Genomic DNA, 21,876 nt, shown 5'->3' with positions numbered 1-21,876 from the left:
GCTCCACGCCCTCGGGGCCTATCGTGAGAGGCTCGGCTGAGGAGCCGCATTACCTACACTTAGCCCCAAGGAGCGGCCCGACGGAGCGCTCCTACCGCAGCCTCTGAGCGGAGGGCTTAGCGGCGGAAGAGGTGCTTGAACTCATCGGCGTAGAGGCGCGAGAGTCCCTTGCGGTTGTCGATGGCCTCACCGACGACGATCATCGTCGTGAGCGTCAGCTTGTGCTCATGCACGATCTTCGCCAGGTCCTTGAGCACGCCGCGGTAGATCGCTTGGTCGGGCCAAGTCAGGTGATAACAGGCTGCCACGGGCGTATCCTCGGGGTAGTGCTCCAGCAGCTGAGCCTGTACATCATCGACGATCCCCGCGCTGAGGAAGATGCACATCGTGCTCTGGCTGCGCGCCAGCAGGTGTAGCTTCTCCTTCTCGGGCATAGCGGTACGCCCTTCGCCGCGTGTGAGGATGATGGTCTGCGTCTTCTCGGGGATGGTGAACTGCGAGCGGAGTTCGGCTGCCGCTGCCTGGAAGGAGGAGATCCCTGGGGTAATGTGGTAGTTCATCCCGTACTCGTCAAAGAAGGCCATCTGCTCCTGGATCGCACCGTAGATACAAGGGTCACCCGTATGCAGGCGCGCGACCAAGAGCCCCTTGTCGTAGAACTCCTTCATCAGGGCGAACTGCTCCTCGAGGTTCATGTCCGCCGAGCTGCGCACGACGGCTCCTGCCTTGGCACAGAGCGTCAGGGCCTTCGGCACGAGGCTCCCCGCGTAGAGGATGAGGTCAGCATGCTCCAGCCACTGGCGTCCGCGGATGGAGATGAGGTCGGGGTCGCCAGGCCCTGCACCGACGATCTCGATGTGGCCACGACGCCCGGCAGCACGGTCGAGCGCTAGGGCGAAGGTGAAGTCATTGCCATTATGCAGCATACCCTTCTGCTTCTCGATGACCAGCGGCCCGAGGTCGGCAGCGTAGCGAGCACAGCTCTCCGAGACGCCCCAGACGCCCGTCACCTTGCGCACGTACTCCGAGGGATTGGCGACCTCGACGGGCGCCAGCTCCTTGGCCGTATAGATCTGCGCCGTGAGCCCTAGGGTCGCCTCCAGCTCTCTCAGCAGCGGCTCGTCCTTCTTGAGGTCAATCGTCGAGAGCTGGCCGATAGCCTCGGGGTAATAGCCCAGTCGGCGTACCTCGCTGAGGATGTAGGCGACGATGTCTGTAGGCTCGCACTGATAGCGGCAGCCCATCCCGAGGGAGAGCACACGCGGCACGTACTGGATCCAGGGGTGCGAGGTCTCGTAGTGGCGTGGGGAGACGACGATGATGAGGGCATAGTCCTCCTCGCGTAGCTCCGTACGGTCGTAGTAGACATCGACGTGGGGGGCCTTGGTACGCTCGAGGTAGAAGGTGCCCTTATCCTTGACCTCCAGCAGCAGCGCCGTACGCTCACCATTGGTGTAATGGGCTATGGGGCGATTGAGCCCACCTTCGTGCGTGAACTGCTGCCAGCCGTATTTCTTGGCCAGCAGGTCTAGGGCCCAGAGGCCCGTATTGTCGGTCTGGGTGCTGACGACAGCCTCGCCGCCCAGCAGTCCTGCCAGCTCGTGCGTCAGCTCGTTGGCCCCGCCGACGTGTCCCGAGAGGACGGAGACGACGAAGCGCCCCGTGCTGTCGATGTTGATGACTGCAGGATCGCTGTACTTATGCCCGATGAGGGGAGCTATGCTGCGGACGCAGATGCCCATAGCTCCGATGAAGATCCAGCCCTCGTACTCAGCGAAGTGCTCCGAGACGAAGCTCTGTATATGATCGATCTGCGTCACCCCTGCTCCCTGATGCGTGGAGAAGAGGCGCGCCTGGGGATAGGCAGCGAGGATAGGCTGTGCCGTCTGTATGCCCTGAGGCGAGACGGCGAGGATAGCAAGGTTTGTCATTAGAGTTCCTTTGGTTAATATGGGTCGTGCGACGCCGCTAGGGCATCACCTTATAGACATACTGATGGATATCACGGCGTATCTGCTCGTAGGTCTCGAGCTCGAGGCTGCGGTCAGAGAGCAGGTGCAGAGGCACCCAGGGCAGACCCTCGCCGTAGGGGGGCTGCACGTAGTCGTAGGGCTGTGGGTCGAGCCCCAGGCGGGCGTAGAAGGCCAGGCGGCGCTCGGCCTCAGGGCTGTAGCCCCTAGGCTCGCACTCCAGGACGAAGGGACGGGTAGCCTCGTTCAGCTCCTGCAGGAGGCGCACCACCTCCGCGCCTAGCCCCTGCCCACGATAGGCGGGGGCGATGAGCAGATACTCGTAGTAGCGGGCGCTCGGGAGGTCCCAGCCGACGGCCAGGCCTATCGCCTGCCCTGCCTGCTGCACGAGGCAGACGTGGTGCCGCGAGCCCTCGAGAGCGAAGAGCTCCTCCCAAGGGCGGCGCTCCTCAGGCGGGAAGGCGGCCTCGTAGGCGGCACGCAGATGCTCGGGCGTCCTATCGTCGAGGCCGAGGAGCTGTAGCTGGATGGTAGACATGAGGCTAGGGGGCTAGGAGTAGCGACGGGGGTAGCGCAGCAGGATGGAGAGCAGCGCCATGCCGCCCATGATGAAGGGATAGTAGAGGTGCGGGATGATGGCGATGGGCGAGACACCCGTGAGCTTGGAGGCCAGGAGTAGCTGTGCGCCGTAGGGGATGAGCCCTTGGACGAGGCAGGAGAAGGTATCGAGGATGCTGGCCGTCTTGCGCGGGTCGAGCTGATAGCGCTCGGTGATCTCTCGGGACACCTTACCTGTGGTGAGGATAGCTATGGTGTTATTGGCCGTACAGAGGTTCGCTACGGAGACGAGGGCGGCGATGGTGAGCTCCGCCCCGCGCTTGCCATTAATGCGGCGGGTGAGCTTGGAGAGCAGGTAGTCGATACCGCCGTTGTAGCGGATCAGCTCGAGCATCCCCCCCGCCAGCAGGGTGACGATGATGAGCTCGCCCATGCCGCTTATCCCCTCGCCTAGCGCGGCGACCCAGCCCCAGGGAGCGATGGCCCCCGTCAGCACGCCGATGAGGCCACTGGAGAGGATGCCGATGCCGAGGACTAGAAGCACGTTCACCCCCGCCAGCGCCGAGATGAGGACCAGCAGGTAGGGCAGCATGAGCCAGAAGGAGCCCGGCTCGACGAACTTCGGTTCGGGCAGGTCTATCCCGCGCAGCAGGTAGACCACGAGGGCGATGAGGGCTGCGGGGAGGACGATCCCGAGGTTGACGCGGAACTTATCTCGCATACTGCAGCCCTGCGTCCGTGTGGCGGCAATCGTCGTGTCCGAGATGAAGGAGAGGTTGTCCCCGAAGAAGGCGCCGCCCGTCACGATGGCTGCGACATAGGCGTCCGAGAGGCCGAGATTATCCGCCACCCCGAGTGCGATGGGCACTAGTGCCACCACCGTGCCGACGCTCGTCCCGATGGAGAGCGAGATGAAGCAGGAGGCAATAAAGAGCCCCGGCAGCAGAAAGGAGGAGGGCAGGAAGCTGAGGATGGTATTGACCGTCGCATCGATCGCGCCCATGCTCTTAGCCCCCTGGGCGAAGGCCCCCGCCAGCACGAAGATCCATATCATCAGGAGGATATTGCTGTCGGCCGCCCCGTGGGAGAACTGTCGGATACGCTCCTCCAGACGCACCCCGCGGGTAATCAGCAGCGCGTAGCCCGAAGCCACGAGGAAAGCCACCGCGATGGGCATGCGGTAGAAGTCCCCCGAGAGCAGCGAGCTGAGCAGGTAGACGGCGAGGAAGACAAAGAGCGGACTCAGACCGAGCCAACCCAGCGAGCGGGGCGAAGTATTGGGGTGATGCGACATAGGTCTTGGGCGAAGGGGAAGACTAAGCTAATAGAGCTACGGAGCGAGCGCGGGCTCAAGCACGCGCCTCCTCGAAGCAATCGCCCACAAAGGTACAGCTTTTGGCGAGGAGCCCCCCAAATTCCTTGCTCAGCAAGGGCTAGGCGAGGGTACAGTGAGGTGCGAGCCTAGCCTCAGCTCCGTGAGGGCTAGCCCTCGGCCTCCTGACGGATATCCGTGAGTGGCCTGACTGACGTCCCTCAGCCGCCTGACGGATATCCCTCACACCCCTCCCCCACTGCCCGCGTCCCGACGAGGCTCATCCCGCCCTGCCCTCCCCCCGTAGGCGAGGGCGAAGTCCGCGGCCGACTCGAGCAGCCGCTCCAGCCTAGTGGCAAGGGCAGTCCGCTGCGGAGCGCGTCGTGACGCCCTTCGCAGGGCAGGAAATTTTCTTCCGCACAAAAATTTGACGCCTTGCGGACGGAAATTTTGCCCCCTGCGGAGAGCGCCTTCTTCCACCCCTAGAGAAAGGGTAGTTGTCTGCCTAGAGAGCACTTCCCCCGCCCCTAGCCGCTCGAGGCTACGACGCCCCTAGGGCGGACTTATAGAGCGCCTTACAGCCCTTCGAGGGGCAGCCCTTAGGAGGCCGCTCGCGCCCAAGGCAAGGGTCGAGACGCGCAGCCTTGCTCGCCGCTGCCTCTAGAGGGGAGCATCCGTGCCGCACTTAGGCCCGAGGAGCTCTGCGAAATAGCGTATCTTTGCAGGCAAACCAACACAAGCAACACGATACATTATATATATGGCTAAGGTCGCACTGATCACGGGCGTGACGGGGCAGGACGGGTCCTACCTCGCGGAGCTACTCATCGAGAAGGGCTACGAGGTACACGGCATCATCCGCCGCTCCTCCTCCTTCAACACCGAGCGCATCGAGCATCTCTACTTCGAGCAGTGGGTGCGCGACATGAAGCAGCGGCGCGCGCTCAACCTCCATTATGGGGACTTGACCGACTCCAGTTCGCTCATCCGCATCATCCAGCAGATCCAGCCCGACGAGATCTACAACCTCGCCGCCCAGAGCCACGTCAAGGTCTCCTTCGACGTCCCTGAGTACACCGCCGAGGTGGATGCTACGGGCACGCTGCGCCTACTGGAGGCCGTGCGTATCCTCGGCCTCGAGCAGCGCACACGTATCTATCAGGCCTCGACCTCGGAGCTCTACGGCCTCGTCCAGGAGATCCCCCAGCGCGAGACGACACCCTTCTATCCCCGCTCGCCCTACGGCGTGGCCAAGCTCTACGGCTACTGGATCACGAAGAACTACCGAGAGAGCTATGGGATGTTCGCCGTCAATGGCATCCTCTTCAACCACGAGAGCGAGCGCCGCGGGGAGACCTTCGTCACGCGCAAGATCACGCTGGCGGCGGCACGCATCGCCCAGGGTATGCAGGACAAGCTCTACCTGGGCAACCTCGACGCCCTGCGCGACTGGGGCTACGCACGTGACTACGTGGAGTGCATGTGGCTGATGCTGCAGCACGACCAGCCCGAGGACTTCGTCATCGCCACGGGCGAGCAGCACTCGGTACGCGAGTTCACGGAGAAGGCCTTCCGTGAGGCGGGTATAGAGCTTCGCTGGGAGGGCTCGAGCATAGAGGAGCGCGGCATCGACCAGGCTACGGGGCGCGTGCTCGTGGAGGTCGATCCCCAGTACTTCCGCCCTGCAGAGGTAGAGACGCTGCTCGGTGACCCCAGCAAGGCCAAGCAGCTGCTGGGCTGGAACCCGCAGAAGACTAGCTTCGACGAACTCGTCCGCCTCATGGTCACCCACGACATGGACTACGTCCGCAAGGGCCAAAGAGCACTGTAAAGATGAAGACCAAGCTAAACCCTAGTACCAAGATCTACGTCGCAGGACATCGCGGCCTCGTAGGCTCGGCCATCTGGCGCCAGCTCGAGTCCCGCGGCTTCACCCAGCTCATCGGGCGCACGCATGCCGAGCTGGACCTGCTGGATCCCGTGGCTGTACGCGAGTTCTTCGACACAGAGCAGCCCGAGGTCGTCATCCTCGCCGCCGCCCACGTCGGGGGGATCCTCGCCAACAACACTTACCGCGGGGACTTCATCTACCAGAACCTCCAGATCCAGCAGAACGTCATCGGCGAGAGCTTCCGCCACGGCGTGCAGGATCTGCTCTTCCTGGGCAGCAGCTGCATCTATCCGCGCGAGGCCAAGCAGCCCATCACCGAGGACGAGCTCCTCACGGGCCCACTGGAGTACACCAATGAGCCCTACGCCATCGCCAAGATCGCGGGGCTCAAGCTCTGCGAGAGCCTCAACCTGCAGTACGGCACCAACTACATCGCCGTCATGCCGACCAATCTCTACGGGCCCAACGATAACTTCCACCTCGAGAACAGCCACGTCCTGCCCGCCATGATACGCAAGATCTACCTCTCCAAGTGCCTCGGCCTCGGGGACTGGGCTGCCGTGCGCGCCGACCTCCAGAAGCGTCCCGTAGCAGGCGAAGCGGGCACGGCCAGCGAAGCCGAGCTCTCGGCGCTGCTCGCCCGCTTCGGCATCCACGCCGACCGCATCGAGCTCTGGGGCTCGGGCAAGCCCCTGCGTGAGTTCCTCTGGAGTGAGGATATGGCTGCCGCTTCGCTCTACGTGCTGGAGCATGTGGACTTTGCCGACCTCTACCCCGAGGGGAGCAAGGAGATCCGCAACTGCCACATCAACATCGGTAGCGGCCGCGAACTCTCGATCCGCGAGCTGGCCGAGCTCATCGCCCGCACCATAGGCTACCAGGGCAAGCTCCGCTGGGACAGCAGCAAGCCCGACGGCACCATGCGCAAGCTCTGCTCCGTCGACAAGCTCCACGCCCTAGGCTGGCGCCATAGCGTGGAGATCGAGGAGGGCGTGGCACGACTCTACGACTGGTACCTGACGCACTAGCCTCCCGATCTAATCCCTCCATAGTCCCCTCCGCTCTTCATCTATATACGCTCCGATAGGATGCAGTACTCGCCCCGCTTCGTCAAGCGCTTGGTGCTAGGGATACTCCTAGCACCTTTTGCGCTTATAATACTCCTCATAGCCGCCCTCTACGTCCCGCCCATCCAGCGCTTCGTCGTCGGGCAGGCCACGGCCTTGCTATCCAAGCAGCTCGGGATGCAGGTAGAGCTCGATGAGCTGCACCTCGGCTTCCCCCTAGACCTGAGCGTAAAGGGCTTCCGCATGGTGCAGGCTCCTGGCGACACGCTGCTCTCCGTAGGCTCCCTTAGCCTCTCGCCTTCATGGCGCTCTCTGCTCGATGAGCGGCTTGAGGTACCCCGAGTAGCGCTGGAGCGCGTCGCCTATCAGCAGACCGACAGCACGGGGCTGACCTATACCTCGGTTGCCCTCGCTGCCGCTGCCGCCGAGGGCCTTAGGCTCGACTGGGGGAGACAGGATGTGCAGCTCGACCGCCTCCTCACCCGAGGCGGCCGCGTGGTCTATCACTCCAGCGACACGACCAAGAGCGAGGAGACGCCCCCGCTCCAGTGGCGCATCAAGGCTGGCGCTGTGTCCCTCTCCTCGACGGAGCTCGACATACGCCTCCCCCACGACTCACTCTACCTCGCGGGGCAGGTGAAGCAGCTCAGTGCAGAGCGCATACAGTCCGACCTCGAGCATCTGCGCTTCGAGATCGGCCACACACAGCTCGAGGCTCCCAGCCTCCGCTACGCCGTGGACACGACCCAGGCACAGACGCCCCACTTCGATCCTCAGCACATAGAGCTACGCGAGACGCTGCTGGAGGCTTCGTCTATCTACTCCGAGGGGCGCGTCCTGAGGCTGCAGCTCCTGCGTACCGCCTTCGATGAGCGCTCAGGGCTGAGCCTCCGCCAGCTCTCGGGGAGCTATCGCATGGATAGCCTCGCGATGCAACTGGAGGACCTCGAGCTGAGGACCTCCGAGTCCCACATCCAGGGGCAGCTCAGCATGCCCTGGAGCCTACTGGAGCGAGACAAGCGCGCCACCATCGACCTCGACCTGACGGCGAGCCTGGGCACAGCCGACATCCTGAACCTCTCGGGCCAAGCGCTGGAGCAAGTCGAGACAGAGACCCAGCTCGTCGGCCGCATGCGTCGCCGCCAGCTCCTGGCACCGCTGAAGCTCGACCTCGCCCTCAAGGGCACGCTCTCCGAGCTGCAGACTAGGCTCGAGCTCAGCTGGCCCGACGTCCTTCGCCTCTCGCTCGGCGGGCCCCTCTACGCGCTCACCGATGAGGCCCAGCGCTCGGGGCGCCTCCAGCTGGAGACTGAGCTCGGAGCCAAGGCTACCTCACTCCTCTCCTTAGTCTCGCCCGAGCTCACGAGAGAGTATAGGCTCCCCAAGGGGCTTAGCCTCAAGGGTCAGGTCAAGATCAAGCGGGGGGACTACGCCCTACAGCTGCAGCTCAAGGAGGGCACGGGAGGAGCTCAGCTCGAGGCAAGCTACCTCGACCGCGCCAAGCACTACGAGGCCAAGCTCCGCACGGCGGGGCTCGACCTGGCTCACTTTGCCCCCAAGCTCGGCCTCGGGGCCATGTCGCTCGAGCTCGCAGCTCAGGGGCAGGGCTTCGACATTCTCAGCCCGCACACCTGGACCAAGGTCACAGGGCGTCTAGAGGCTCTGGACTACGGGACACTACCTCTGCACGATATCACACTCGACGCGGATCTCAAGGGCGGCTATCTAGGCCTCGCCCTCAACAGCGCCAATAGAGGGGCAAACTTCTCCGTCCTCCTCGACGGCATCCTCTCGCGCAAGGGCATCACCACGGCACTGGCACTGGACCTCTTCGATCTAGACCTACAGCGCCTCGGCCTCAGTGAGACGGGACTCTCTGGCCGCCTCCGACTGGAGGGCGAGCTCCGCAGTGACCTCAAGGAGACGCACGACCTGACGGCGAGCATCGACAGTGCTGTCCTCGTCTTTCAGGGGGATACCCTTCAGCCACCACGCTTTGATCTCCTCGTCTCGACCAATGCCCACAGCATCCTCGGGAATGTGAGCTCGGGCGACATGAAGGGGCAGCTACAGCTCTCGGCAGGGCCCACCGAGCTGCAGAAGAGCCTCGGCAAGCTGCTCGACCAAGCGACGGCGCAGTGGCAGCTCATCGCCTCGGGCAAGTCCGCACGCCGCCAGCTCGAGGACCTCGTCCCGCTGCTCCCCTCCGCACAGCTCAGCCTCACGATGGGCAACAACAATCCCCTACGCTACTATCTAGCCAATCAGCAGATCGCCCTCGGAGGGCTCAGCGCCAGCTGGCAGACCGATCCCTACAAGGGGCTATCGGGGAGCACGCACATCTCCGACCTACGCATAGATACCCTTAGGCTCAAGGAGGTACACCTAGCGGCAGAGACCGAGCGTACCGCACGCCCTGCCCTGCCCGACAGCCTCACCCTCCACCTCAAGGGGATGGTCAACAAGCAGCGCTTCCGTGGGCAAGCGGGCTTCAACATCGAGGCGCAGCTGCAGACGACCCTCCAGGCGGGGGCCTTGGGCTTCGCCTGGCGTGATGAGTCAGGGACGCTCGTCCACGGCACGCATCTCAGCGGCGTGTGGGGGGGCGATGCCTATCAGCTGCGCTTCGACCAGGAGCACCTACGCATTGCCTACAAGGACTTCAGCATCAACCCTGACAACCACCTGAGCCTGCGCAAGCGGGACTACCTGCTCCTCGGCTCGCTGCGACTACAGGGAGCGGAGCGAGGCCTGCTATCGCTGGAGGCCAAGGACGAGCCACTCGGGACGCAGGACGTGATGCTGAGCATACAGAACCTCTACCTGGAGGACTTCCGTGCCCTTGGGCTCCCCGACATCGCTGGGGTCTTCTTTGGGGACATACATTACCAGCGTCAGGGCAAGCTCTCAGCCCAACCCACCATCTCGGGAGACCTATCACTGACGAACTTCCACTACGAGGATAAGAAGTTCGGCCACTTCACGACCTCCCTCTTCTACGAGCCCCGTACCGACGACTCCCACTACATCACGGCGGATGTAGGCTACAATGGGCGCTCGGCGATGTCCATCGACGGGATCTACTACCCCAAGCACCGCGTCTCACCGCTCTCAGGGACGCTCCAGCTGAACTCCTTCCCCTTGGAGCTGGCGAACCCCTTCCTCGTCGCCTCTGGTAGCTCCATCGAGGGGGCTGCTGAGGGCTCTGTACGCCTCTCGGGATCACTGACGGAGCCCATCCTCAGCGGTCAGGTAGCACTCTCGAAGACGCTCCTCCACCTCAGCACCTACGGCATGCATCTCCAGCTCGACAGCATCCCAGTGCGCCTCGAGGGCTCGACGATGCACTTCGACCACTATGCCATCCACCCCTCGGTAGACCCGAAGAAGGCCATCTATATCGATGGGAAGATCGAGCAAAGCACCTCGCCCAAGGCCAAGGCCTCCCTACGCATCACCTCCGACGAGCTGACGCTGCTCAATGATCCCCACCCCAAGCGCGAGGACCAGCTCCTCTATGGCCGCATCGTCGCCTCGACCAACATGCAGGTGACGGGCCCAATGACAGGGCTGCGTGTACGCGGGGCACTGAATGTACTGAGCGGCACCAACTGCACCTATATCATGCGTGAGGATCCGCTCGAGACCTCACAGGGGACCAACGGCCTCGTTAGCTTCGTGGACTTCGCCGACACGCTCTTCACCAAGCGCGTCGAGCCCATCAGCCCCAGCTTCGGCGGGCTGGACGTCAACCTCTCCATCCATATCGATCCCTCGGTGCGTGTAGGGGCTGACCTCACGGCCGACGGTCAGGACTACGCCCACGCTCAAGGCGGTGGGACGCTCCACTTCACCTACCCACCCTTCGGGCAGATGAGTCTCACGGGGCGCTATGAGATGAGCGGAGGCGGTGACCTAAGCTATACCCTACCCGTGGTGGGGAACAAGAAGTTCTCCATCGACCCCACAAGCACGCTCTCCTGGAACGGGCCTGTGTCCAACCCCTACCTTAACTTCTCCGCGACCCAAAGCGTCAAGGCGACCGTCAACGAGTCGGGGAGCAACGCCCAGCGCGTAACCTTCAACGTCAGCATCAAGGTCAGCGACTACGTCAACCGTATGAACCTGAGCTTCGGCCTAAGTGCCCCCGACAACCTCAGCATGCAGAACAGCCTCGCGACGATGACGGCAGAGGAGCAAGGCAAGCAGGCCATCGCCCTGATGGCCACGGGCGTGTACCTCGGCAGTGGTAGCGGCACGGGGAACCTCGACCTAAACAACGCCCTCACCTCCCTCCTGCAGTCGCAGATCAATAAGACCGCTGGCAAGCTCCTCCAGGGCACTGACCTCAGCCTCGGGGTAGACCGCTACGACGGCTCGAGCGGCGAGGCAGCACGCACGGACTATACCTATAGCTTCAGCCGCCGCTTCTACAACGACCGCATACGCATCGTCGTCGGGGGCAAGGTGCAGAGCGGGGCTAACTCCTCGGGCCAGGGGCAGAACTTCCTCGACAACGTCTCCCTCCAGTACCAGCTGGACAAGAGCGGGGAGCAGTACTTCAGTCTCTACCACAAGCGCGTCACGGATAACATCCTTGAGGGCGAATACTCCGAGACCGGGGTGGGCTATGTGCTGCGGCGCAAGCTCTACAGCCTCTGGGATCTCTTCCGCCCGAAGGCCAAGACCAAGGCGGGACAGCAGAAGGCTCAGCCCCTCCTCTTCACCCCTGGCGTCTATGATAGCACCCCGTCCAGCTCCCGCTCTCAGACAAGTGCCGACACGCTGCGCCACGATAGCGTGCCCCTCATACGTCGCACCCAAGGAGCTCACAGCTCCTCCACCCACTAAGTTCAGCCCACCATGCAGCCTATACGGACATCCTACCTCCTGCTCGGAGCCCTCTCACTGACCGCACTCACTAGCTGCTCTCTGCACCGCTATCAGGGGCCCGATGACCAGCTCTACATCGGCGTCAAGTCCATTGATGTCGTCGGCAAGGCACAAGGGGGCTACCTCGGGGATGCGCTGGCGGAGGCAGAGACCAAGCTAAGCTACGCCCCCAATGGCTCTATCCTGGGGAGCAACTCCCTGCGCTTCCCCTTCCCGCTGGTGAGCCCCTACCTCTATATGAGCCTCTCGTCGCACCCCAACTGGCTCACCAAGGGACTGCGCCGCCTGACCTCCCGCCCCGTATGGATGCGCGATGTCAGCCCCACGCTACGTGCCAAGGTCGCTCAGCAGGCCCTACGCGACCGCGGCTACCTATCGGCTCAGGTACGTGCCTCCATTCACCCCCTGCCAAGCGACTCCCTACAGGCCAAGGTGAGCTATGAGATCACCCCTGGGGCACTCTACCTACTGGATAGCGTCAGCTACTTCCCCCCTGTGCCTATCCGCAAGGACCGCTTCTTCCGCCACGAGCGTCTGAGCTACCTACACCGCGGGGGGCCCTTCTCCATGCAGGCCCTACAGGCTGACCGAGACATCGCGACGGCCTTCCTCCGAGAGCACGGCTACTACTACCTCAAGAGCGACTACATCACCTACGAGGCGGACACCCTACAGAAGCCCGGGCACGTAGCTCTGCGCACGCACCTAGCCCCCGAGACGCCCCCCGAGGCACTCCGGCAGTGGCGCATCGGGGATATCCAGCTGCGCCTACTGCCCGATGACAATGAGCGTCTCGGCTCGCTTGCCACCGATAGCGTAGGGCTAGGGTCAGGGCTCAAGCTCTACTATACGGACAAGACGCTCGTGCGTCCTCGGATGCTCGCCTCCCGTATCCGCATGACGCCCCAGGCGATCTATAAGAGCAGCGAGGAGGCTAGCACCCTAGCGGCGCTCAATAACCTCGGGGCCTTCTCCTCCGTGGAGTTCTACTTCTCCAAGCGGGAGGAGACGAAGGATAATGCTAGTGCCGATAGCACCACGAGCGATAGCCTACGCCGTAGCTTCCCCTCGGTGATGGATAGCATAGGCGACCTTGACCTCATGGTCCTCCTACGCCCCAGCCGTCCCTGGTCCGCCTATATCGGGGCGGCGATGATGAAGAAGTCCAATAACTACATGGGCCCTGGGGTATCCCTCTCCCTTGATCGCAACAACCTCTTCGGCGGCGGCGAACGCCTCTCGGCGAACCTCTACGGCTCCTATGAGTGGCAGACGGGACGTAGCCCATCCGACGGGAGCTCCGTCTCCATCAATAGCTATCAGCTCGGGGGCGACCTTAGCCTCGTCTTCCCTACGATCCTCTTCCCGAGCATGCTGGACAGCTACTACAAGTACCCGACCAGCACGAGCTTCAAGCTCGGGGCGCAGGCCATCAACCATGCCCGCTACTATACGCTGCGCTCCCTCTCCCTGTCGATGGAGTACAGCTTCCAGCCCTCAGCGCGCTGGAGCCATAGGCTGGTTCCCCTGAGCCTAAGCTACACCCAGCTGGCACGTACGACGGCACGCTTCGACAAGCTCCTCGAGGAGAATCCCGCCCTCGGCCTCTCGCTGCGCAATCAGTTCATCCCTAAGTTCGCCTACTACTTCACCTACACGCATCAGCCCGAGCAGAGCCCGCACTTCCTGCAGCTCTTCGGCGAGGTCAGCGAGGCAGGGAACGTCGTCAATGCCGTGGAGAGTCTCTCTGGTCGTCCCTACGGCGAGACGAAGAAGCTCTTCGGCGTGCCCTTCGCTGAGTTCGTCAAGGCAGCGCTGGATATGCGCTACTCCTGGCGTATTGATCGCAATCAGACGATCGCCACCCGTCTAGCTACGGGCGCCATCTACGCCTATGGCAATGCGACGACGGCACCCTACATCGAGCAGTTCTACGTCGGTGGGGCCAACAGCATACGTGCCTTCACCGTGCGCAGCATCGGCCCAGGACGCTTCCGCACCGAGGATGAGAATGCTTACTCCTTCATGGATCGCGTCGGGGAGTTCAAGTTCGAGGCGAATCTCGAGTACCGTGGCCGTCTCTTCGGGGACTGTCACGCCGCGGTCTTCCTCGACGCGGGCAACGTATGGCTCCTACGCCCCGACGCCTCGCGCCCTGGGGCTGCGCTCTCCGAGGCGGGCTCGCTGCCTCGCCTGCTGGATCAGATCGCCGTGGGTACCGGGGCAGGGCTGCGCTACGACCTATCCTTCCTCGTCGTACGCTTCGACGTCGGCATAGGGCTGCACCTACCCTATGCTACCGAGCGCAGGGGCTGGTACAATATCCCGCGCTTCAAGGATGCCATCGGCTACCACCTAGCCATCGGCTATCCCTTCTAAGCCCCCAGCCGCACGATGTATCAGGCAGAGCTCATCATCCCCCTAGCCGTAGAGGGTAGCTACAGCTACCTCGTCTCCGACGAATTGCTGGCGAGCTATCCGCAGCTCTCCCCTGGCTGTCGTGTCGTCGTCCCCTTCGGTGCCAAGCGCTACTACACGGCCGTCATCCTTCGCCTACAGCCACTAAGCGCGGAGGAGGCCAAGGGGCAGAGGCTCCGCCCCATCGAGCAAGTTCTCGATGCACAGCCGCTGGTGCCTGCCGATCAGCTGCGGCAGTGGCAATGGATGAGCTACTACTACTGCTGCCCCCTGGGCTCCGTCCTGCGTGTAGCCCTCCCCTCGGCGCTCCTGCCCGAGAGTAAGACGATGCTCCTCCTGAATGAGGACTTCGTCGCAGCGACTCCCCTCAGCGAGCTCGAGTGTCGCCTCCTCGACCTGCTGGCAGCCGCCGCACGCCCCCTCTCCATACAGCAGCTGGAGCTCCAGCTCGGGCGTCGGCTGACACAGCCCATCCTCCAGCTGCTGAGCCTCGGAGCCCTCACCACGGAGGAACAGCTACAGACGAAGTATAAGCCGAGACTAGAGCGCTACCTCCGCCTCGCCGAGCCCTACCGCCAGGACGAAGGGCTACTCGCCGAGGCCTATGACGCACTACGACGTGCCCCGCGCCAAGCTCAGCTGCTGGAGCGCTTCCTCGAGCTGCACCAGCAGGCAGGCTCGTCCCTAGAGGAGCCCCTACACCGAGCGCTGCTCCTAGAGCACCTCCCCCAGGGCAATGCTCCCCTCAAGGCGCTTGTCGATAAGGGAATCCTTGAGCTCCTTGAGCTCCCGAAGAGTCGCCTAAGGCAGCAGCTGCACGCCGAGGACGAAGCGCCCACAGCCCCCCCGGCTAGCCCTCCCCTCACTGCCCCCGTGACGCTCTACTGGGGCAATAGCCGCCAGGGGACGGAGGACTTCATCATCGCCCAGACACAGCAGGCCCTAGCGGCAGGGCAGCAGGTGCTCATCCTAAGCGCGGCCGCAGGCTCCATCGGGGCGCACTTCGGCTTGCAGCAGCGCCTGGAGCGCCTCCTCCCCGATGCCTACTACCCCTACCACAGCCTCCTCTCGGAGGCGCTGCGCGTAGAGACCTACCAGCGCCTGGCCTCCCTAGAGACGCCCGCCGTCGTGCTCGGCACACGTAGCGCGATCTTCCTCCCCCTGCCTCGTCTCGGGCTCATCATCGTCGACGAGGAGCACGAATACCTCTACAAGCAGCAGCTCACAGCCCCCCGCTACCACGCTCGAGATGTGGCGCTATGGCGCGCCCACGAGCTCGGTGCTAAGGTGCTACTGACCTCGGAGACCCCTTCGGCCGAAGTCCTCTTCCACGCCCTCCGCGGTAAGTATCAGTTGCTACGCCCCGAGCCCGAGACGCCTCTTGCACCCCTACCCCAGCTCGGGGTCATCGATCTGTCGGGCCTCAGACGCAGCCATGATATGCCCTATGGCTCGATGATCTCGCCGCCGCTCTACACCGAGATCCAGCGGCAGCTCACCCTAGGACGCCCCGTGCTGCTGGTACAGAATAGACGAGGCTACGCCCCCTACATCCTCTGCGACAGCTGCGGCTCGCGCATCCTCTGCCCCCACTGTGATGTCAGCCTCACCTACCACCGAGCACGCCACGCCCTACTCTGCCACTACTGCGGCCATAGCGAGGCACTACCCAAGTGCTGCCCCAGCTGTGGCACCGATAGCATCACGACCCGACGCGGGGAGACACGCCCCGCCCTGCGCCAGGTAGGCTACGGCATCGAGCGCGTAGAGGAGGAGCTGCAGCGGCTCTTCCCCGAGCGCCAGATCCTGCGTATCGACAGCGATACCCTCTCCTCGCGCCGCCGCCAGCTGGAGATACAGCAGCAGCTGGAGCGAGGCGATGTAGACATCCTCATCGGCACGCAGCTCATCAAGGGGCAGGATGTGTGGCGCGACCTCGGGCTCGTGGCCGTCATCCAGCTCGATGCCATCCTAGGCTACCCCGACTTCCGCTCCGAGGAGCGTGCCTTCCAGCTGCTCTACCAGCTACGCCTACGCACGGCGCAGCGTGCCTACGCCGAGCCCACGGACTTCCTCCTACAGACTTCCTCCCCCGATAGCCCCTTCCTGGTGGAGCTGCGTAGCGACGACTATGAGCGCTTCATCCGCAAGACGCTCGCCGAGCGACAGGAGCTGCACTACCCGCCCTTCTGGCGTATCACCTACGTCCAGCTACGGGCACGGGATGCCGAGCTCCTAGCGCGGGTCGGGCTCATCCTACACCAGTCGCTCAGAGCTCTCCTACCTCAGGGCGAAGTCAGCGAAGCCCTCGTCCCCTCCGTCGGACGCGTCGAGGGCTTCTACCAGCGTCAGATCACCGTACGGCGTCCCTTCGGCTGCAGCTATAGCGAGGAGCGTGTCGCCTTCACCACAGCCCGCGCTCATCTCTACAGCAGCTACCCAGAGAGCCGCCGCGTACAGATCACCTACGACGTGGATCCCCTCTAGCGCCTCCCGCTACATCTGTCCCTAGACCCCATCCAGTGCCTTGGTGCAGGAGGATGAGTTATGCCCCTTCCGAACGGGGCAACACGGGGTCACGCACTTCCCCGCCTTAGGGAAGCACACTTCCCCACCCAAGTAGAGGCAGCCTGCTCGCCCTTGTCCCTTCCCCTCAGCTTACTGCCAGCGAAGTACCCACTAAGCTGCCAATACTCCTCTGGCACAAGGAGCAGCACGCTGAAGGATATCAGTCAGCACGCTGAGGGACGTCCGTGCCGAGCGTGAGGGATAGCCATCAGGAGGCTGAGGGATATCCATCAGAGAGGGGCGAAGACGGGGGCAAGGCCTCGCCCTACTCTTGGGCAAGCCGCCGAGGGTACGGCAGCGCTGCTCTCGGAGGACGGGCGCAGAGGAGGCCTCTGCCTCCCATGACGTGCGGTGACGCTTGAGGGATAGAGCGATATGTACTACCTTTGTGGCGAATAAAGCGCACCACATGAGCACCCAAGAACAAGATAAACTCAAGCCCACAGCCTCTGTTGCCCGCGACGGGCTCAAGCTCGGCGGCGTACTCTGCTTGACCTACCTTGCCCGCATCCTAGGCCTCGGCTACCCCTTCTTCAGCCTCATCTACTTTGCTGGGCTCATCCTCATACCCTATACAGCCTATCGCCTCACGAAGGCTTACCGCGATCAGGTAGCCACGCCCAGCACGGGCTTCAGCTGGTTCCAGGGACTGAGCTATACCCTGCGCCAGCACGTCTTCGGGGGGATCCTCGCCTTGATCCCACAGTACTTCTACTTCCGCTACTTCGTCCCCGAGATCCTTGATCAGCTCCATGAGATGCTGAGCAGTCAGCCTCAGGCACTAGGGCAGCAGCTGCAGGAGTCGCTGGCTAGCCTCGAGGCGACCCCGCTATGGCAGTGGCTCTGGGTAGACTACTGCTTCACCCTCTTCCTGGGCCTCGTATGGGGCGCCCTTGTGGGGCTTGCCCTGCGACAGCGCCCCTTCTACCAATAGCGCCCTTATCTCCACCAGCATACCACTATGGATATATCCATCGTCATCCCTCTATACAACGAAGCCGAATCACTCCCCGAGCTCGAGGCCTGGATACGCCGGGTCATGGAGGCACACGGCTACAGCTACGAGATCATCTTCGTCAATGACGGCAGCACGGACTCCTCCTGGGAGGTGATCAAGCAGCTGCAGGCGGCTAACCCCGCCGTGCGTGGCATCAAGTTCCGCCGCAACTATGGGAAGTCCCCTGGGCTGCAGTGCGGCTTCGAGCGCACCAAGGGCGATGTCGTCATCACCATGGATGCCGACCTGCAGGACAGCCCCGACGAGCTCCCCGAGCTCTATCGTATGATACGTGAGGAGGGCTACGACCTCGTGAGCGGCTGGAAGCAGAAGCGCTACGACCCCGTGCTGAGCAAGAATCTCCCCTCCAAGCTCTTCAACGCTACGGCCCGTCATCTCTCTGGCATACATAACCTGCACGACTTCAACTGCGGGCTCAAGGCCTATCGTGCTGAGGTAGTCAAGAGCATCGAGATCTACAACGACATGCACCGCTACATCCCCTACATGGCGAAGGTAGCAGGCTTCTCCCGCATCGGCGAGAAGGTCGTCCAGCACCAGGCACGTAAGTATGGCGAGAGCAAGTTTGGGCTCAGCCGCTTCGTCAACGGCTACCTCGACCTCATCACCCTATGGTTTACCTCCACCTTCGGCCGCAAGCCGATGCACTTCTTCGGCCTCGGAGGGAGCCTGATGTTCGTCATTGGCTTCATCGCCCTCTTGGTGGTGCTGGGGAGCAAGCTCTTCCACATCTGGACGAATACCCCTGCTCCGCTCGTCACGAGCCGTCCCTACTTCTTCATCGCCCTTACCGCAATGATCATCGGGACACAGCTCTTCCTAGCGGGCTTCGTCGCTGAGCTGCTCGCCCGCCAGTCTCAGGACCGCAACGACTACAAGATCGAGGAGGAGCTCTAGCCCCTCCTTCACCAGGTGACACCTCTATACCTCACATCATAGATCAGACCGTCATGAATCAGCTACGTCGTAGTATCAGTATCTATGGGCTCGGGCTCTTAGCACTATTCAGCGCCTGCTCGGGCAGCACCAAGAGCAGTAAGTACACCAAGCTCACAGGCGAAGTCTTCCACACCTACTTCTCCATCCAGTACGATCTAGGCACGGACTACAGCAAGGCGATCGACTCGACCTTTCACTCCTTCAGCCACTCGCTGAACCCCTTCGACTCCACCAGTCTCATCGCTGCGATCAATCGCAACGAATCCTCCGAGACGGATTCTATGCTTCGCGAGGTCTTCCTGCAGTCGGTCGAGATCTCGCGCCACACGGAGGGCAGCTATGATGTGACCTGCGCGCCACTGATCAATCTCTGGGGCTTCGGCTTCGAGAAGAAGGGCGACAGCATCACCTTGCACATCGTCGACAGCGTACGTCAGCTGGTCGGCTACCAAAAGGTGCAGCTCGATGGGGCACAGATGCTGAAGGCTGATCCACGCATGAAGATCGACTTCTCCTCCATCTCCAAGGGCTACTGCGCCGACCTCGTGGGACGTCTCCTCAAGGAGCAAGGAGCCACCAACTACCTCGTCGAGCTGGGCGGAGAGATCGCCTTCCAGGGGAAGAACCCTCAGGACGAATGCTGGATCATCGGTATCGATAAGCCCATAGACGACCCCTCAGGCAGCGTCAATGACTACGAGTTGCGCATCCGTCTTCCCCGGCAGGCGGGCGGCCTAGCGACCTCGGGCAACTACCGCAACTTCAAGATCATCAAGGGGAAGAAGTATGCCCACACCATCGACCCCAAGAGTGGCTACCCGATGCAGACCGACGTGCTGAGCGCGACCATCATCGCCCCGAGCTGCATGCTCGCCGATGGTCTGGCTACCGCCTGTATGACGCGTCAGTCCAGCCAGGTGCCTGCACTCATCCGCCACTTCCCAGGTGTGGAGTATATGCTCATCCTCGGGAACCCCAGCGGAGGCTACCATACGGTGATGAGCCCAGGCTTCCAGCGCCTCGTCATCAAGTAATGTACAGCAGCCGTCACAGGCTGCTCCCCACATCGAGCACAGCAGCGCGGGGCGGCAACTGGATACCAGCCTGCCGCCCCGCGCTCTATCCTATCACCCAGCCAATAGACGAATGATACGCATAAGCCCCAAGACTCAGAGACGCGGCCTCCTCCAGCAGGGCTTCCTCCTCTACCTAGGCGGGACGCTGCTCCTAGCCCTGCAGTTCGTCCTGCAGCTCCTCGGCAGCACGACGACGGAACTGATGGACGCGCTCGGCTACACCTTCTACCTAGCCTCCTGCCTCTCCCATGCGGCTTGTCTGATGCTCCCTGACTACCTCATCGCGAGCCTCCTCATCACCCTACAACCAGGCCGCTATGCGCTCTGGGTACAGACGCTGCTGACGGCTCTGGTGAGCATCCTCTGCCAGCTCGATGCTCAGGTCTACGCGATCTACCGCTTCCATATCAATGGCTTCATCCTTAATATGGTCTTCGGCCCAGGAGCGGGTGAGGTCTTCAACTTCGATACCGCGCTTTACCTGCGCGAGGGGATGCAGCTCCTGGCGATAGGCCTGCTGAGCCTCGGCATCTACCTCCTGACGAGCTGGCTGTGGCGGAGGCACGGGCGCGCCTTTTGGGGCTGGGGATTAGGACTGATCCTGGGCGCGACGCTGCTGGCGCACCTGATGCACATCTACGGTGCCTTCGTATCGCGCCCCTCCATCGTACGCAGTGCCAAGCTCCTCCCCTACTACTTCCCCACGACCTCCTACAGCCTGATGCTGCGCCTAGGCTTCCACTCGCCCAGTGACCTAGAGGCGCTCCAGCGCGGTGGCTCTGGGCTAGTGAACTATCCTCGTCGTCCGCTGATCAAGGAGCAGCCCAAGCAGTTGCCCAACATCCTCATCATCCTCCTCGACTCGTGGAATAAGCGTGCGCTCACCCCCGAGACTATGCCCGCCACCTACGCCTTTGCACAGCGTAGCCAGTGGTACACCGATCACAAGAGTGCCAGCAATGGCACCCGTAGCGGAGTCTACGGGCTCTTCTTCGGCCTCAGCTGCTATTACTGGGAGGAGTTCGAGGCATCACACGTACAGCCACTACTCATCAGCCGGCTTAGCGAGCTCGGATACGATATGCGCGCCTATCCCAGCGCGACGCTGGAGAACCCCAACTTCGCCAGCGTCCTCTTCAAGCAGATCCCTGGGCTGCGTACCTCCACCCCCGGCGCCAGCTCGCTTGAGCGTGATAGACGCCTCACCGAGGATTACCTCTCCGAGCTCCCTCTACGCCAGGCCTCGGGGCGCCCACTCTTCTCCTTCCTCTTCTTCGACCTGCCCCACAGCTTCGAGCTGCCCAAGGAACTCAACCAGCGCTTCTCTCCCGCCTGGGACTTCGCCGACTACACCCGCCTCAGCAAGGACAGCGATCCTACGCCGATGTGGAACCTCTACCGCAACACCTGCTACCAGGATGACCTCCTGCTCGGGCGTATCTTCGCCTCGCTCCAGAGCTCGGGGGCGCTGGAGAATACCATCGTCATCCTCACGGGAGACCACGGGCAGGAGTTCAACGAGAGCGGCCGCAACTACTGGGGACACAACAGTAACTTCGCCGACCCGCAGCTCGGCGTACCCTTCATCTGCCATTTCCCTGGGCAGGCGTCGGGGCGCATCGACTACCGCACCACACACTACGACCTCGTGGCGACCCTGATGCACGACTGGCTGGGCGTGAAGAACGACCCAAGCGACTACAGCATGGGACGCCTACTCAGCGACCCCTCGCCACGCCCTTGGCACATCGTCGGCAGCAACCTCAACTACGCCTTCATCATCGAGGGAGACACTATCCTCGAGAAGACCGCCGAGGGCGCTCTAGAGGTCTACGACCCTAAGATGAAGCCCATCCTGGACTACAAGATCGACAGTCGACGCTTCAACGAGGCCGTCCAGCGCCTCAATAGCTTCTTCCGTCAGTAGGCCTCCCACCCACTCCTCCGCGGCCAAAAGACCATAGTCTCACTCCTCTCCCACCTTGTCTTTTAGCGAAGAGAGAGAGAGGACTCCCAGCGGGCTATGAGCGAGAGGAAGGGGCTCTGAGGGATATCTGTCAGCCCGCTGAGAGACATCAGTCAGGAGCCTGAGGGATATCAGTCAGACGGCTGAAGGATATCCCTCACGGAGCTAGGACAAGGCAGTCAGCTCGCTTTACCCGCTCA

Annotated in this window: 12 protein-coding genes; 9 read left to right on the top strand and 3 right to left on the bottom strand. The window is 62.7% G+C overall.

Annotated elements, in window-relative coordinates; genetic code table 11:
• Window positions 1-116: 116 nt before the first annotated feature.
• The 3 genes from cobM to J4862_RS03420 are packed head-to-tail and all read right to left on the bottom strand — an operon-like array spanning window position 117 to window position 3,822.
• Window positions 117-1,931: a precorrin-4 C(11)-methyltransferase gene (gene cobM / locus J4862_RS03430; RefSeq protein ID WP_211789335.1), complete on the bottom strand. Its 1,815-nt coding sequence runs from the start codon at window positions 1,929-1,931 to the stop codon at window positions 117-119.
• 37 nt (window positions 1,932-1,968) lie between these two features.
• Complete coding sequence (locus J4862_RS03425; RefSeq protein ID WP_211789334.1) at window positions 1,969-2,508, bottom strand: GNAT family N-acetyltransferase; 540 nt, start codon at window positions 2,506-2,508, stop codon at window positions 1,969-1,971.
• Window positions 2,509-2,520: 12 nt separating this feature from the next.
• Window positions 2,521-3,822, bottom strand: a complete 1,302-nt coding sequence (locus tag J4862_RS03420) for a Na+/H+ antiporter NhaC family protein (RefSeq protein WP_211789333.1) — start codon at window positions 3,820-3,822, stop codon at window positions 2,521-2,523.
• Window positions 3,823-4,600: 778 nt separating this feature from the next.
• Between J4862_RS03420 and gmd the strand changes: the two genes are divergently transcribed.
• From gmd to J4862_RS03375, 9 genes are all read left to right on the top strand, one after another.
• On the top strand, window positions 4,601-5,671 hold the full coding sequence (gene gmd / locus J4862_RS03415; protein ID WP_211789332.1) for a GDP-mannose 4,6-dehydratase: 1,071 nt from the start codon (window positions 4,601-4,603) through the stop codon (window positions 5,669-5,671).
• A 2-nt stretch (window positions 5,672-5,673) separates the two neighbouring features.
• Window positions 5,674-6,759: a GDP-L-fucose synthase gene (locus J4862_RS03410; protein ID WP_211789331.1), complete on the top strand. Its 1,086-nt coding sequence runs from the start codon at window positions 5,674-5,676 to the stop codon at window positions 6,757-6,759.
• A 60-nt stretch (window positions 6,760-6,819) separates the two neighbouring features.
• Complete coding sequence (locus tag J4862_RS03405; protein WP_211789330.1) at window positions 6,820-11,649, top strand: translocation/assembly module TamB domain-containing protein; 4,830 nt, start codon at window positions 6,820-6,822, stop codon at window positions 11,647-11,649.
• A gap of 12 nt (window positions 11,650-11,661) precedes the next feature.
• Entirely contained in the window at window positions 11,662-14,070 is a 2,409-nt protein-coding gene (locus tag J4862_RS03400) for a BamA/TamA family outer membrane protein (protein ID WP_211789329.1), read from the top strand.
• A gap of 15 nt (window positions 14,071-14,085) precedes the next feature.
• Window positions 14,086-16,596 (top strand): primosomal protein N', encoded by a 2,511-nt coding sequence (priA, locus tag J4862_RS03395; protein ID WP_211789328.1) that lies wholly within the window; start codon window positions 14,086-14,088, stop codon window positions 16,594-16,596.
• Between the two features lie 490 nt (window positions 16,597-17,086).
• Window positions 17,087-17,611, top strand: coding sequence for a DUF4199 domain-containing protein (locus J4862_RS03390; RefSeq protein WP_211789327.1), 525 nt, complete (start codon window positions 17,087-17,089; stop codon window positions 17,609-17,611).
• A 27-nt stretch (window positions 17,612-17,638) separates the two neighbouring features.
• Window positions 17,639-18,592 (top strand): glycosyltransferase family 2 protein, encoded by a 954-nt coding sequence (locus J4862_RS03385; protein ID WP_211789326.1) that lies wholly within the window; start codon window positions 17,639-17,641, stop codon window positions 18,590-18,592.
• Between the two features lie 53 nt (window positions 18,593-18,645).
• Window positions 18,646-19,668 carry an FAD:protein FMN transferase gene (locus J4862_RS03380; RefSeq protein ID WP_211789325.1) on the top strand — a complete coding sequence of 341 codons (1,023 nt, stop codon included), beginning with the start codon at window positions 18,646-18,648 and terminating at the stop codon, window positions 19,666-19,668.
• Window positions 19,669-19,780: 112 nt separating this feature from the next.
• Window positions 19,781-21,637 carry a sulfatase-like hydrolase/transferase gene (locus J4862_RS03375; protein ID WP_211789324.1) on the top strand — a complete coding sequence of 619 codons (1,857 nt, stop codon included), beginning with the start codon at window positions 19,781-19,783 and terminating at the stop codon, window positions 21,635-21,637.
• Window positions 21,638-21,876 lie beyond the last annotated feature (239 nt).

Source organism: Porphyromonas sp. oral taxon 275 (genome assembly GCF_018127745.1).
In the GTDB taxonomy this organism is placed as follows: domain Bacteria; phylum Bacteroidota; class Bacteroidia; order Bacteroidales; family Porphyromonadaceae; genus Porphyromonas.
This window is presented reverse-complemented; position numbering and strand designations above follow the sequence as displayed.